General features: G+C 72.6%; 13 protein-coding genes. 7 read left to right on the top strand and 6 right to left on the bottom strand.

Going from position 1 to position 14,204, the window contains the following annotated elements; all coding sequences use genetic code 11:
• The first annotated feature begins 90 nt into the window (after positions 1-90).
• Complete coding sequence (locus ACIGG8_RS14980) at positions 91-981, top strand: LysR family transcriptional regulator (RefSeq protein ID WP_396548213.1); 891 nt, start codon at positions 91-93, stop codon at positions 979-981.
• Positions 982-1,127: 146 nt separating this feature from the next.
• Here the strand turns inward: ACIGG8_RS14980 and ACIGG8_RS14975 are convergent, their stop codons facing one another.
• Positions 1,128-1,610, bottom strand: coding sequence for a hypothetical protein (locus ACIGG8_RS14975; protein WP_396548211.1), 483 nt, complete (start codon positions 1,608-1,610; stop codon positions 1,128-1,130).
• A gap of 438 nt (positions 1,611-2,048) precedes the next feature.
• Between ACIGG8_RS14975 and ACIGG8_RS14970 the strand changes: the two genes are divergently transcribed.
• The 3 genes from ACIGG8_RS14970 to ACIGG8_RS14960 all read left to right on the top strand — a co-directional run bounded on the left by ACIGG8_RS14970 (position 2,049) and on the right by ACIGG8_RS14960 (position 5,820).
• Positions 2,049-4,043 carry a PAS domain S-box protein gene (locus ACIGG8_RS14970; RefSeq protein ID WP_396548210.1) on the top strand — a complete coding sequence of 665 codons (1,995 nt, stop codon included), beginning with the start codon at positions 2,049-2,051 and terminating at the stop codon, positions 4,041-4,043.
• Positions 4,044-4,549: 506 nt separating this feature from the next.
• Positions 4,550-4,942 (top strand): tyrosinase cofactor, encoded by a 393-nt coding sequence (locus ACIGG8_RS14965; RefSeq protein ID WP_396548208.1) that lies wholly within the window; start codon positions 4,550-4,552, stop codon positions 4,940-4,942.
• 50 nt (positions 4,943-4,992) lie between these two features.
• On the top strand, positions 4,993-5,820 hold the full coding sequence (locus tag ACIGG8_RS14960; RefSeq protein WP_396548206.1) for a tyrosinase family protein: 828 nt from the start codon (positions 4,993-4,995) through the stop codon (positions 5,818-5,820).
• 117 nt (positions 5,821-5,937) lie between these two features.
• On the opposite strand, the gene ACIGG8_RS14955 is transcribed toward ACIGG8_RS14960, so the two are convergent.
• A complete protein-coding gene (locus tag ACIGG8_RS14955; RefSeq protein WP_396548204.1) occupies positions 5,938-6,840 on the bottom strand; it encodes a LysR family transcriptional regulator in 903 nt (300 codons plus the stop codon).
• Between the two features lie 99 nt (positions 6,841-6,939).
• On the opposite strand from ACIGG8_RS14955, the gene ACIGG8_RS14950 reads away from it, so the two are divergent.
• Entirely contained in the window at positions 6,940-7,686 is a 747-nt protein-coding gene (locus ACIGG8_RS14950) for an SDR family oxidoreductase (protein WP_396548202.1), read from the top strand.
• A gap of 129 nt (positions 7,687-7,815) precedes the next feature.
• Here the strand turns inward: ACIGG8_RS14950 and ACIGG8_RS14945 are convergent, their stop codons facing one another.
• Entirely contained in the window at positions 7,816-8,817 is a 1,002-nt protein-coding gene (locus ACIGG8_RS14945; RefSeq protein ID WP_396548200.1) for a LacI family DNA-binding transcriptional regulator, read from the bottom strand.
• A 189-nt stretch (positions 8,818-9,006) separates the two neighbouring features.
• On the opposite strand from ACIGG8_RS14945, the gene ACIGG8_RS14940 reads away from it, so the two are divergent.
• Entirely contained in the window at positions 9,007-10,743 is a 1,737-nt protein-coding gene (locus ACIGG8_RS14940) for an amidase (RefSeq protein ID WP_396548198.1), read from the top strand.
• A 54-nt stretch (positions 10,744-10,797) separates the two neighbouring features.
• Here ACIGG8_RS14940 and ACIGG8_RS14935 read toward each other — a convergent pair whose 3' ends face one another.
• On the bottom strand, positions 10,798-11,091 hold the full coding sequence (locus ACIGG8_RS14935) for a hypothetical protein (protein ID WP_396548197.1): 294 nt from the start codon (positions 11,089-11,091) through the stop codon (positions 10,798-10,800).
• A 575-nt stretch (positions 11,092-11,666) separates the two neighbouring features.
• On the opposite strand from ACIGG8_RS14935, the gene ACIGG8_RS14930 reads away from it, so the two are divergent.
• Positions 11,667-12,524: an S-methyl-5'-thioadenosine phosphorylase gene (locus ACIGG8_RS14930; RefSeq protein WP_396548195.1), complete on the top strand. Its 858-nt coding sequence runs from the start codon at positions 11,667-11,669 to the stop codon at positions 12,522-12,524.
• Here ACIGG8_RS14930 and ACIGG8_RS14925 read toward each other — a convergent pair.
• Both ACIGG8_RS14925 and ACIGG8_RS14920 read right to left on the bottom strand, forming a co-directional pair.
• The gene (locus ACIGG8_RS14925; RefSeq protein ID WP_396548194.1) at positions 12,490-13,023 is read right to left on the bottom strand and encodes a hypothetical protein; all 534 of its coding nucleotides are present in this window, start codon (positions 13,021-13,023) and stop codon (positions 12,490-12,492) included. The genes ACIGG8_RS14930 and ACIGG8_RS14925 overlap by 35 nt on opposite strands.
• Entirely contained in the window at positions 13,020-14,135 is a 1,116-nt protein-coding gene (locus tag ACIGG8_RS14920; RefSeq protein WP_396548283.1) for a molybdopterin-dependent oxidoreductase, read from the bottom strand. Before ACIGG8_RS14920 ends, ACIGG8_RS14925 begins: the two co-directional genes overlap by 4 nt.
• Between the last annotated feature and the right edge of the window lie 69 nt (positions 14,136-14,204).

Raw genomic sequence — 14,204 nt, 5'->3', positions numbered from 1 at the left:
CTGACGATCCTTCAGTCGACCGTCGAAGCCATCAACGTCCAAGATCAGTAAGATCCGATAAATCGGGCTTATGACGGGGGGTTCGGCAGCATGGAAATGCGCGAGATCGAGATATTCCTGACCTTGGCGGAGGAGCTGCACTTCGGCAGAGCAGCCGCCCGGCTGCACCTCACCCAGGCGCGGGTCAGCCAGGTGATCGCCCGTCAGGAGCGGCAGATCGGCGGTCTGCTGTTCGACCGCTCCAACCGCCGCCAGGTCCGCCTGACCCCGCTCGGCCGGCAGCTGTGCGCCGATCTGCGGCCGGTCCACACGCACCTGCGGGACAGCCTCGAACGTGCCCGGTTGGCCGCCCGCGGCAAGACCGCACGTCTGCGGGTCGGCATGATGCCCTTCAACGTGCCCGACCTGCACCACTACTGGGAGGGGTTCCGCTCCCGCCACCCCGAGTGGGAGCTGCAGATCCGCAGGGCGCCGTACGTCGAACCGTTCGAGCGGCTCCGCGACGGCGACATGGACGTCTTCGTCACGTGGCTACCGGTGGACGAGCCCGATCTCACCACTGGCCCGGTCCTCTTCCACGACCCTCGTGTGCTGGCCGTCGCCGCGGACCACGAACTCGCCGGACGACCCCAGATCTCGGTCGAGGCGCTGGGTGACTTCGGCCATGCCATGCCCCCCGCGATGCCCGACTTCTGGGAGGACGGCTACCTCTCGTTCTACACGCCCCGGGGCAAGGAGATCGAACGCATCGAGTCGGCCACCAACGCCGACGAGCTGATCCATCTCGTCATCACCGGCGAGATCGTGCACCCCTTCCCGTCCCACGTCACCCGCTACTGGTCCATGTCCCATGTGCAGTTCGTCCCCATTCCCGAGATGGGGACGATTCCCTACGGTCTGGTGTGGCGCCGCGACACCGAGAACGAGCTCATCCGGGCCCTCGCCCGGACCGTCCGCGACATCGGCGCGCTGCACTTCTGAGCGCATCCGAGCACATATGAGGGCAGGCCGACGCCGGCTGCCGGTGCTCCGGCAGCGGTCCGGTGTGGTGCCGCGGACAGGATCCGCAGGACACGCCTCGGGTGCCGGCGCCCCCGTGGGAGCCGGCACCCGGGGTCGAGTCGGCGTCAGTAGACGAGGATGTCCCAGTGGCTGCCCTCGTTGCAGTACAGGTTGCCCGAGGCGGCCTTCCACTGCGGGTAGCCGTCGCCGCGGTAGCCGATGTAGGTGAAGCTGTTCTGGATGTAGCCGTCGATGCAGGAGCTGCGGGAGATGTCGACCTTGTAGCCGTTGTAGTGGCTGTAGGTGCCGGAGGCGTGGCCCACCTCGGTCCCGCCCGTGATGTTGATGGCGCAGCCGCTGGCCTGCTTGAGGGTGATGATGGTGCTCACCGTGCCCGAGTTGATCTGCTCGAACGAGGTGCAGGTGGAGTTGGACCTGGTGGTGCAGCCACCGCTGGAGCTCCAGGTGATGCCGGCGTTCCTGAACTGGGCGGCGGCCGTCGCCTGCGACAGCTTGGTGCCGCTGGCGCCGGCCGTGGGCGCCGAGAGGGCGAGGCCGGCCAGGGCCAGGGCGACGACGGTGGCGGCGGTGCGTGGCTTCATCTGCATCTCCCGGTGAGTTGGTGTTCCTCCGACTCGACCTCCGCCCTCCTGCCGCGCCCCGGTGGGCGGGCGGGAGGGCGGGAGGTCCGGTGCCGGGCCCACGGAACCGGCCCGGACGAAAGGGTCGTACGCAGTGCTGTGACGCGGCGGTGCTCCGGCGCGAGCGCCGGCATCGCACCAGGATGGCCCACCGCTGTCTATGCGAGTAGACCCCGGTCTGTGAATTTCGCGTGACGGGGAGCGGCCGTCGATGCATCATGACGGAATCCGTTGGCCGGGGCTTCGCCATTGACGTGTCTCATAGCGGTTTCTGAAGCCGCCAGGTCACTGCCGCAGGGGTGAGCGGGCCCAAGCCACGCGGCAATTGGTCATTTATGATCTTCTTCCAGAAATATTGAAATGTCAGCAGCCAATTGCGGACATAGGTAAGCGCCCGGAGTCCTGATGCGCTGGGGTGGAGCAGCACCGCCGGTACGGCAAGGCAAGGGAGCAGGCGTGGGCGACGTGGTGGGCCGGAGACCGGACGAGGACACGGCTGCGGGCCAGGGGACGGGCTGCCGGGGTGTCACGACGGCCGTCGGGACAGTGGAGGAGCGCTTCCGTTCCTTGCTGGAGGCGGCGCCGGACGCGATGGTGATCACCGACGACGCGGGGACCATCACCCTGGTCAACGCCCAGACGGAGGCCCTGTTCGGGTATCCGCGCAAGGAACTGCTCGGACGCTCCGTGGAGTTGCTGGTACCCACCCGCTTCCGGGACCAGCACCACCGGCACCGCGACGAGTACGCCGCGAACCGGCAGGTCCGCCCGATGGGCGCAGGACTGGAACTGCACGGCCTGCGCAAGGACGGCACCGAGTTCCCCGTCGAGATCAGCCTCAGCCCCCTGGAGACCGCGGACGGCCTGCTCTTCTCCGCCGCCGTACGCGACGTCAGCGACCGCAAGGCCGCCGAAGCCCGCATCAACGAGCTCGCCGCGCTGGTCGAGTCCTCCCAGGACGCCATCCTCGCCAAGACCCTCGACGGCCGCATCACCTACTGGAACGCCGCCGCCCACTCCCTGTACGGCTACACGGCCGCCGAGGCGCTCGGCCGCCATGTGGCCATGCTGGCCACGCCCGAGCACCGGGAGGAGATCACGGCGCTGCTGAAGCGGCTGGGGGACGGCGAGAAGGTCGAGCACTTCGAGACGCTGCGGGTCACCCGCAGCGGCCGGCTGATCGACGTGGACGTGACCCTGTGGCCCACCCGGACCGCCGACGGCACGGTGACCGGCGCCTGCGCCATCGTCCGCGACATCAGTGACCGGAAACGGGCGGAGGCGGAACTCACCGCCCTGTACGAACAGCAACGGCACATCGCCCTCACCCTGCAGCGCAGCCTGATGGGCACCCCGCCCGCCATCCCGGGCCTGGCCACCGCCAGCCGCTACCTGCCCGCCACCCAGGGCGCCGGGGTCGGCGGCGACTGGTTCGACCTCATCCCCCTGGGCGCCGGCCGCGTCGGCGTCCTGATCGGCGACGTCATGGGCCGCGGGCTGGAGGCGGCCGCCGTCATGGGGCAGCTGCGCTCCGCCGCCCACGCGCTGGCCAAGACCGGCATGGAGCCCCGCCAGCTGATGCAGGCCCTGGACGCGGCCGTCACCGACCTGGAGCTGCCCGACCAACTGGTCACCTGCTGCTACCTCGTCATCGCCCCGGACACCGGCGAGGTGACGATCTGCTCGGCCGGGCACCTGCCCGTCCTCCTCGCCGCCCCCCACGAGACCATCCGGGCGCTGCCGGCCCCGGTGAGCGCCCCGCTGGGCGTCGGCGGCATTCCCCACCAGCAGGCCTGTCAGGCCGTACCGCCCGGCGCCACCCTGCTGCTCTACACCGACGGCCTGGTCGAGATCCCCGGCGGCGACATCGAGGCCCAGATCACCGAGCTGGTCGCGACCGTCGGCCGCGCCTTCACCGGCAACGGCGGACTGGAGGCCGTCGCCGACCGCGTCCTGTCCGCCGTGCTGCCCGACACCGACGGCCACTACGACGACGTCACCCTCCTCCTGCTGCAGCTGCCCGCCGCCCCGCTGGCCACCGCCACCACCGACCTGCCCACCGTTCCGTCCTCCGTCGGCGAGGCCCGCGTCTTCCTCACCAAGACGCTCACCACGTGGGGCTGCGCCGAACGGACCGACGACGCCTGCCTGTTGCTGTCCGAGATCCTCACCAACTCCGTCCAGCACGGCCAGGGGCCGATCGAACTGCTGCTGCGCCGCACCAGCACCGAACTCACCGTCGAGATCGGCGACCGCAGCTCCCAGCTGCCCCACCCCCGCCTCGCCACCAGCGAGGAGGAGTCCGGCCGGGGGCTCACCATCGTCGACGCCCTGGCCGACGGCTGGGGCGTCCGCCCCAGCGGTAGCGGCAAGACCATCTGGTTCACCCTCCAGCTCTGAGCGGCCCGCCGGAGGTGCGCGCGTGACCGCCGCGCGGCCCTCGCCGTGGGTCCGTGGCCGTCGCGCGGCCATAGGCATTGGATCCGTGACCGCCGCGCGGCCATAGCAGCAGGTCCGCGGCCGCCTGCCGCATCGCGCCATCCTGTTCGTGTAGCGATCGTCACAAGGGGTGCGTCAACACCGCAGGCCTTGCGGCGCGGTGGCCGCCCGGGCGAAGGATCTTCGGTTTCCGCACACGGGACTCCCCCTGAACCGAAGCTCTGACTTCTGTAGAAGATGCAACATCTTTCACACGACCGGCTTGAAACGATCACTTTCCACCCCCAGGCCGATCACACATCCGAGCTGTTCGCTCACGACTGGTAGGAATGATTCCGAGCGGGCCGATCGCCACCGGACCGTCCTGACCGGCGCCGACGACGCGTCCGGCAGTCGACGCTGCCGACCGGTCCGCCACAACGGGGGCACTGAAAGTTCTTCACATTTTCCACCTGGGGGGCACAGCCATGTCCGAAGACACCACCACCGAGATCACCCGCCGGCGGATGCTGCAAGGCGCCGTCGTCGCGACGGCCGTCGCCGCCGGCGCGGTCGCCCTTGGCCTCACCGGCCCCGCCGTCGCACCCGCCAACGGCGCCGACACGGAGGGCGGCGACAGCTTCGACGAGGTCTTCCGCGGCCGCCGCATCCAGGGCATGCCGATGTCCGGCGACGGCCACCACGCGATGAGCGGCTACATGGTGCTGATCGACGGCCGCGAACTGCACATGATGCGCAACGCGGACGGCACCTGGATCAGCGTCATCAACCACTACCAGACCTTCACCACGCCGCGGGCGCTGGTCCGGGCCGCCGTCGACTCCCTGAACGGCGCAGACCTGGCTCCGCTCGCCGCCTGACTCCCGACCGCCATCCGGCCTCCGCACCGACCACCCTCGAAGGAAGAACCATGGCAGTCCGCAAGAGCCAGTCGACCCTGACGCCCGCCGAGAAGCGCGCCTTCGTCAACGCCGTCCTGGAACTCAAGCGCCGAGGTGCGTACGACGCGTTCGTCAGCACCCACAACGACTTCATCATGAGCGACACCGACTCCACCGAGCGCACCGGCCACCGCTCGCCCTCCTTCCTGCCCTGGCACCGCAGCTTCCTGCTGCGCTTCGAGCGCGCACTGCAGGAGATCGACGCCACCGTCACGCTCCCGTACTGGGACTGGACCACCGACCGCACCCCGAACTCCTCGCTCTGGGGAGCGGACTTCCTCGGCGGTGACGGCACCGGCACCGGCGGCCGGGTGACCACCGGCCCGTTCGCGCAGGGCTCCGGCAACTGGACGCTCACCGTCCGGCCCGACAGCCGCAACTACCTGATCCGCCGGCTGGGCCAGGGCGGCCAGGACCTGCCGACCCGGGCCGACGTGGACGCCGTGCTGGCGATCGCCACGTACGACGCCGCGCCGTTCAACAGCGCCAGCGCGGGCTTCCGCAACAGCCTGGAGGGCTGGGCGGGCGTCAACGTGCACAACCGGGTGCACGTCTGGGTCGGCGGCACCATGAGCACCGGCATGTCGCCCAACGACCCGGTGTTCTGGATGCACCACTGCATGATCGACCGCCTGTGGGCCGCCTGGCAGAGCCGCCACCCGGGCCAGGGCTACCAGCCGGTCCGCAGCACCAGGAACGTGGTCGCCCTGAACGACACCATGAAGCCGTGGAAGGACGTCACCCCGGCCGACCTGCTGGACCACACCAAGTTCTACACGTACGACAACGCGTACTGATCCGACCGGTACGGCGTCGGGGGCCGGAGCCCTGTGCACTGCTCCGGCCCCCGGCCCCGCCTCGGCCTCGGTGTCCACCCGGGGGAGCAAGGATCCGGCACCAGCCCGCCGTTGCACTCAGGTGACCGGCAGTGCGTCGTTCTCCCGCCGGGAGGCCGTGCCGAGCACGGTACGTGCGACGTCTTCCAGTGATCCGAGCAGCGGGTTGGGGTCGTCAGCGCGCGCGACGAGCACGACCTCGCAGGGATCGATGTCGACGACGGGCACCACGGCGAGGTCCTCGCGCGCAGCGGCGCGTCGGTCGCCGGCGGGGAAGATCGCGACACAGTGACCGGTCGCGACGAGTTCCAGCTTGTCCTCGTAGCTGTCGTCGTTCGCGGGCGGGGGTGGTGCCGGGCGGTCGCCGACCGGCCTGGGCGTGCTCCAGAGAACCGGGGTGCTGACGCAGGCCACCAGGTCCTCGTCCGACAGAGCCCGCAGGCTGACGGGTTTTCCGTCCGCCAGGTGATGACCCGCCGGCATGACGAGCACCCGCGGCTCCTCGTGGAGCCTGGTCACCCGGAAACCGTCCGTGGGAAAGGGCAGGGGTCCGTAGGCGACGAGGGCGTCGAGCCGCCCCTCGGCGAGGGCGTCCGTGTCCCGCCAGTCGAGGTGCCGGGTGCGCACCCGACCGTCGGGGTGCCGGCGGCGCAGTTCCTGCACACAGGCGGTGATGACCAGTCCTTCGGCGTAGCCGACCGTGATGCCGGGGGGCCGGCCGGCGGCTCGGGCCGCGTCGGCGGCGTGCTCGGCTTCCTGGAGCAGTGTCCGGGCCCGGGGAAGGTAGGCCTGACCGGCGTCGGTGAGGCTGCTCCCCTGCGGCGAGCGGTCGAAGAGCCGGACACCGAGCTGAGCTTCCAGCCGCTGGATCTGACGGCTCAACGCCGGCTGCGCCACGTGCAGCTTGGTGGCGGCGCGGCCGAAGTTGCCGTACTCCGCCACGACCGTGAAGTAGCGCACGAGCCGCAGATCGACGTCCATTCGCCCAGGGTACGTCGCGTGCCGCCATGCGCCCGGAGCATGACGGCATGCGGAACAGGTCTTGGACACGGTGTGCGGGTGGACATTTGGCTGGAGGACATGACGACTTATGACGGCAAGAAGATCGTGATCACGGGCGGAAGCAACGGCATCGGCCTGGCCGCGGCCCGGTTGTTCGCGGACGGTGGGGCGGACGTCCTGATCACCGGCCGCACCAAGGCCTCCCTGGACGCCGCCGTGGAGCAGTTGGGGCAGAAGGCGATCGCCGTCCGTAGCGACGCCGCGTCCCTGAAGGACATCGAGGCGCTGGCCGACACGGTCCGGGAGCGGTTCGGCGCCGTGGACGCGCTGTTCGTCAACGCCGGCGTCACCGCGTCCGCGCCGTTCGACTCGACGACGGAGGAGATGTACGACGAGCTGTTCGGCATCAACGCCAAGGGCCCGTACTTCACCGTGCAGGCGTTGGCGCCGCTGATGCGCGAGGGAAGCGGCGTGGTCCTCACCACGTCGGTGGTGAACGCCCTGGGCCTCGACGCGCTCAGTGTCTACTCGGCGAGCAAGGCAGCCCTGCGGTCGATGACCCGCACCCTGGCCCGCGAGCTGCTTCCGCGCAAGGTGCGCGTCAACGCCGTGAGCCCCGGCCCGATCGACTCGGGCATCCTGGACCGCTCCTCGCTGCCCGCCGACGTCGTCGAAGCGACGAAGGACGGCTTCCGGAGCACCATCCCGATGCAGCGGCTGGGGACTCCCGAGGAAGTGGCCGCCGCGGTGGCCTACCTGGCGTTCGGCGCGACCTTCTCGACGGGAACGGAGTTCCCCGTCGACGGCGGGGCTTCGCAGCTCTAGGCGTTCTGACCGCACAGGTCCGCCGGGGCGTCAGGGCGCAGCGGAGAGGGGGCGCCCGCCCCGGCCGGCGCCCCCTCTCCCGGTGTTCGTGGCTGACGACCGGGGCGCGGGTCCGCCCCGGGGCCGGGTTCAGGGTCGGCCGGTGGTGGATGCGCGGAGGTTCAGGGCCCAGTCGTGGCGGCGGACGACGCCGGGCTGTGCCGTCCCGGCCAGCAGGTCGCTGAGCAGGGCCGCGCAGGCGCGCCCGTACTCCGCGGCCCGCAGGTCGACCGCGGTGACCGGGGGGCTCGAACCACGTGCTGCCGCGCCGTCGACGCAGACGGCCACCAGCAGGTCGGTCCCCGGCTGCAGGCCCGCGTGGGCCGCGGCCGCGAGGACGCCGGGCACCGCGCCGTCGGGGGCGCACACCACCGCGTCCAGGCCCGGGACGGTGGCGATCAGGTCCGCGGTGGCGGCCTCGGCCTCGGCCGGTGTGGCCGCGAACGGTACCGTCCGCACGACCACCTCGACGCCTTCGCGCCGGCTCCAGTCGCCGGCTGCGGCCCGCAGGGCTGCCGCCCAGTCGGAGCCGGGGCCGGGGGCCAGCAGGGCCGGGCGGCGGGCTCCGCGCTCGGCGAGGTGGTCCAGCAGCGCGGCCAGCGAGGCGGCGTTGTCGCACACGACGGCACCGCTCGGCGCGACTCCCCCGCCGAGGTAGCGCTCGCCGGTGACCACCGGCACGCCCGCGTCCAGCAGGTCCGGGACGGACGGGTCGTCGACCTCGGGGTCGATCACCAGCAGGCCGTCGACCCGGGCGGCGAGTCCCCCGCCGGATGCCGTGCCGGGCGCCAGCAGGACGAGGTCCAGGCCGTCCTCCCTGGCCCGTTCGACCGCGCCGAACGCCAGGTTCATGTAGTAGTCCAGGCGGGTGGCGGTGCGCGGCAGGTGGAGGCCGATCGCGCCGGTGCTGGAGCGGCGCAGGCTGCGCGCGGCGGTGTTCGGCCGGTAACCGAGTTCCCGGGCCACGTCGAGGATGCGTTCGCGCGTGGTGCCGGACACCCGGCCGGAGCCGCCGAGCGCGTTGGAGGCGGTGCTCTTGGACACTCCGGCCGCCCGGGCCACATCGATCAGGGTCACGGGGCGGCTGGTCACAGCCCGGAAGTCTAGACGCAGCCCTGCGCCGATCTCCTGTTCCGGTCCGCCGCTCCCTTGCTGGAACGTTCCAGCACTGCGTAAGGTGCCCGTACCGGAACGTGCTGGAACGTTCCAGCACACGGCTGCCGACCTCGTGCAGGACGGCTCGCACGACCGCCCCGCCCCGACCGACCAGGAGACACCCGCATGACGCGCGGATTCGATGTTGTGGAGACCGGTATCGCCGAGCTGCGTGCGGCGCTGGAGAAGGGCGAGACCACCGCGGTCGGCCTGCTCGACGCCTACCTCGCGCGGATCGACGCGTACGACCGGCCCGGCACCCCCACCGCACTCAACGCGATGGTCGTGATGAACCCGGACGCCCGCGCCGAGGCGGAGGCCTCCGACGCCCGCCGTGCGCGCGGCGAGACGCTCGGCCCGCTCGACGGCATCCCGTACACCGCGAAGGACAGCTACCTCGCGAAGGGGCTGACCGCCGCGGCCGGCTCGCCCGCCTTCGAGCACCTCGTCGCTCAGCGCGACGCCTTCGCCATCGAGCGGCTGCGCGCGGGCGGGGCCGTCCTCATCGGCCTGACCAACATGCCCCCGATGGCCAACGGCGGCATGCAGCGCGGCGTGTACGGCCGCGCGGAGAGCCCGTACAGCGCCGACTGGCTCACCAGCGCCTACGGCTCCGGCTCCTCCAACGGCTCGGGCACCGCGACGGCCGCGTCCTTCGGCGCCTTCGGCCTCGGCGAGGAGACCTGGTCCTCGGGCCGGGCGCCCGCCTCGAACAACGCGCTGTGCGCCTACACGCCCAGCCGCGGCGTCATCTCGGTGCGCGGCAACTGGCCGCTGGTGCCGACCATGGACGTCGTCGTCCCGCACACCCGCACCATGGCCGACCTGTTCGAGCTGCTCGACGTCATCGTGGCCGACGACCCGGAGACGCGCGGTGACCTCTGGCGCGCGCAGCCGTGGGTGCCGCTGCCCGCGGCGTCCCGGGTGCGCCCCGCCTCCTACCCGGCGCTCGCGCCCGCCGACGCGCCGGCCGCACGCGCCTCGCTCGCCGGCAAGCGCGTCGGCGTCCCGCGGATGTACATCAACGCCGACCCCGATGCCGGAACGAACCCCGAGGGCGGCATCGGCGGCCAGACCGGCCGGCCGATCGACACCCGCCCCTCGGTGATCGCCCTGTGGGAAGCCGCCCGCCGCGACCTGGAGGCGGCCGGCGCCGAGGTCGTCGAGGTCGACTTCCCCGTCGTGTCGAACTACGAGTCCGACCGCCCCGGCGCGCCCTCGCTGTTCACCCGCGGCCTGGTCGGCCGCGACTTCCTCACCGTCGAGATCGAGGACCTGTCGGCCTGGGCGTGGGACGACTTCCTGAGCGCCAACGGCGACCCGCGGCTCGCCGGCCTGGCCGAGGTCGACGGCGCCCGCATCTTCCCGAAGCAGGAAGGCGAACTCCCGGACCGCTACGCCGGCTTCGACGACTCGATCGGCGACTACCCGCGCTTCGTGCGCGAGCGCCCCTACGCGTCCTTCACCGACATGCCGCACCTCGAAGAGGGGCTGCGCGGGCTGGAGGAGACGCGCCGGGTCGACCTGGAGGAGTGGATGGACGGACTGCGCCTGGACGCGGTGGTGTTCCCCAGCGTCGCCGACGTCGGTCCGGCCGACATGGACGTGAACGAGGCCTCCGCCGAGCTCGGCTGGCGCAACGGCGTGTGGGTCGCGAACGGCAACCTGGTGCCCCGTCACCTCGGCATCCCGACCGTGACCGTGCCCATGGGCACCATGACCGACACCGGCATGCCCGTCGGGCTGACCTTCGCGGGCCGCGCCTACGACGACAACGCCCTGCTGACCCTCGCCGCGGCCTTCGAGGCGACGGGCAGCCGGCGGACGGTTCCGCCGCGCACGCCGCGACTGTCCGCGCAGTGACGCGACGGCGTCGCGGCACCGCCCCCGGCGGTGCCGCGACGCCGTCCCGGAGCGTCAGTCCTCCACGCCGTAGTACTGCGCGAGGAACTCGACCACCTCGGCGGCGTGCGGGGTCAGCTGCGGCAGGTGGGTGGACAGCGCGGTGCGCACGGCATCGGCGAGTTCGGTGCGGCCGGTGGCCGCGGCCCTGACGTACGGGTCGAGGCGCCGGACGAGCACGGGCAGGCACGCCAGGGCGACGGCGACGCCCTGCGGGTCCAGGTGGCGGCCGTCGTCGAGCCCGGCGCGGGCCGGCCCGTGGGCGGCGTGGTCGTCGTCGGAGTCGGGGTCGTGTCGCGCGTCGCCCACGGGGCGGGCGTGACCGTGGGGCCGGGCGTCCGGATGGCCCGGACGAGCCCGTGGCCGTTCGCACTGGTAGCGGTGGTCGCCGTGTGCGCGGCGTGCGCGGCGTGCGCGGCGTGCGCGGCGATTGCTGCGGGGAATGATGTGGTGTTCATGCCACCCTCCGTGTGCCGTCGACGATGGTGCCGGTCGCAAGCAGGGACGGCCGCGGGGTGCCGGAAGGCCCGGCAGAGGCCTCGGTGGGACGGTCGACCCGGTGGCCGACCGGCCGTCCTGCCCTTCACGTTAGCGGCGGGGCAGCGGCAGACCGTGGCACCCGGGGCGGAACCTCCCGGTCGCACCGGTACCCCGGTATGACGGCTCACTGGGCCGCCGGGCCGGGCGCAGCACGGCCCCGTTCGGTGAGTCGGACCGCCGACGGCCGTGGCCGACGAGCCGGGCGGGGTCCCGCGGGCGCGAGCCGCGGGGCGGGTGCGCTCCGCGGGACGTTCGCGATCCGTAAGGTCCGGGGTCCCGGCTTCCGGCACGGTCCGTTCCTACAGTGACGGGGAGGTTGTTCCCGAGAAGAGAGGTGGACCGGGATGACGGTCGACCAGGACGTCCCGCCGAGCGCCGAGCTGGGTGTGATCGGTGGCTCCGGGCTCTACGCGCTGCTGGACGACGTGACCGAGGTGCGGATCGACACACCGTACGGCGAACCGAGCGACGCGCTGTTCCTGGGCGAGGTGGCCGGCCGCCGGGTCGCCTTCCTGCCCCGGCACGGGCGCGGCCACCGGCTCCCCCCGCACCGGATCAACTACCGGGCCAACCTGTGGGCGCTGCACGCGCTGGGGGTGCGGCAGGTGGTGGCGCCGTGCGCGGTGGGCGGGCTGCGCCCGGAGTACGGGCCGGGCACCCTGCTGGTGCCCGACCAGTTCGTCGACCAGACCTCGGGGCGGCTGCAGACCTTCTACGATGGCCTGCCGCTCCCGGACGGCACGGTGCCCGAGGTGGTGCACGTGTCGATGGCCGACCCGTACTGCCCGGCCGGGCGACGGGCGGCGATGGACGCCGCCCGGGAGGCCGCCTGGGAGCCCGTGGACGGCGGGACCCTGGTGGTGATCGAGGGCCCGCGCTTCTCCACCCGCGCCGAGTCCCGCTGGTTCACCGCCAACGGCTGGTCGGCGGTCGGCATGACGGGCCACCCGGAGGCCGTGCTCGCCCGTGAACTCGGGCTCTGCTACAGCTCGGTGGCCCTGGTCACCGACCTCGACGCCGGGGTGGAGAGCGGCGAGGGCGTCACCCACGGCGAGGTGCTGGAGGCTTTCGCCCGCAACGTCGACCGGCTGCGCACCGTCCTGTTCAAGGCACTGGAGCGGCTGCCGCTCCTGCGCGAGTGCGCCTGCCCACACGCGCTGGACGGTCTCACGACCGGTCTCCCCGGGGTTCCCGGCGCCTGACGGCCCGGTCCCGGAGTCCGCGGGCCCGATCCCGGAGTCCGCGGGCCCGATCCCGGCGCCCGGCGGCCCGGTCCCGGCGCCGCCACCGCCCGGCGAACGCGACCAGCAGCGCGACGCCGGCGGTGGCGGCCAGCACCAGCAGCCAGTTGCGCAGGTACGGCAGCGGCAGCACCGACGGGTTGCCGTGGTCCTCGTCGGCCCGCAGGACGGCCGGCAGGCCGACGGCGGTGACGGCCGCCGCGACGAAGAGCCAGCCGCGCAGCACGGGCCCGCGGACCACGAACGCGCCCAGCACGCACAGCAGCGGCACCCACAGCCCGTCGTGGACCACCAGCCCGCCGACCGCCCAGACCAGGACGTCCGACGGGTCGGTGATGTACGGGTCACCGAGCAGCCCGGACAGGCCGTAACCGATCACGGCGAGGCCGGCCGCCAGCAGCAGCGCACGGACGATGCGGAGAGCCCGGACAGCACGGGCGGCACGGACGCCGGTGGTCATGCGATCACCTCGACGCGCGCGACCCACTTGGTCTGCAGGACACCGGGCCGGTTCGGCGCGATCACGCGCGCGGGGAACCCGTGGTCCGCCGCCAGGACTTCGCCGTTGACACGCAGGGCGAGCAGACTGTGCGGATCGTCCACGTACGTCGCGGGCATCTCCATCACCCGGTACGGTCCCGAGGCCTCCAGCGACGTGACCCGCACCGCCGAGCCGGGCGGGCCTCCGGCGCGTCGCACCAGGTCGGCCAGCCGGACGCCGGTCCACCGGGCCGACGCGCTCCAGCCCTCCACACAGGCGATCGGCAACTCCACCGAGTGCTGCGGGAGTTCGCCGAGCTCCGCAAGGGTGAGCTCGTACGGCTGCGGCCCGTCCACCCGCAACCGCCAGTCGGCGGGCACCGTCACCGTGCCGGCCTGGGCGGCGGTGCGGTTCACCGGCAGGCCCTGGGGGCCGATGTCCGGGCGGCGCGGGGCCAGCAGGTCCAGGGACCGCAGCCAGGGCACGCTCTGCCCGGCGGTCACCAGGGTGACGGCACCGACGGCGGCGGTGGTCGCCGCGAGGAACGCACGGCGCTGCGCCAGGGCCGGAGCGGCCCGGCGCCACCAGTGCGCGGCGATGAGCGGTGCCTTGACGGCCAGGTGGACCAGCAGGCCGCCGGTGGCCAGCCAGCCGAGCCAGAAGTGGGTCTGCCGGAACGGGAACGGCCACGGGTACCACTGCAGGGTGTTCAGCAGGCCGGTGAACAGTTCCAGCAGGACGGCCGCCACCAGCAGGGCGATGCCGAGCCGTTCCAGGGCGTGCAGCACGCTGCGCGCCGGCGGCCACTCGAACAGCCGCGGGTAGACCGCCCACAGCTTCGCGCCGGCCAACGGGATCGCGGCCAGGCCGCTGATCACGTGCAGGCCCTGGGTGACCCGGTAGCCGTTCACCGGCCGTGCGGGCAGGTGCGGTGCGAGCCAGCCGGGCGGGTCCTGGAGCAGATGGCTGGTCAGACCGGTCAGGAAGCACACCAGGAGGGCCGCCCCCAGCCAGCGGCCGACGACGACCACGGTCCGCGGTTCGTGCAGTGGTGAGGTGAACGCCCCCTCGCGCAGCGGCCCGCGCCGCAGGAACGCGGGGGGCGCGGGCAGCGGGGGGTCGTAGCGGCGGCGGGGGGCCGGAGTGCCGGAGTCGGCGGG

This window comes from Kitasatospora sp. NPDC085464 (assembly GCF_044541955.1).
Taxonomy (GTDB): Bacteria; Actinomycetota; Actinomycetes; order Streptomycetales; family Streptomycetaceae; genus Kitasatospora.
Note: the sequence above shows the minus strand (reverse complement) of the source record. Positions and strands in the feature narration are given on the sequence as shown.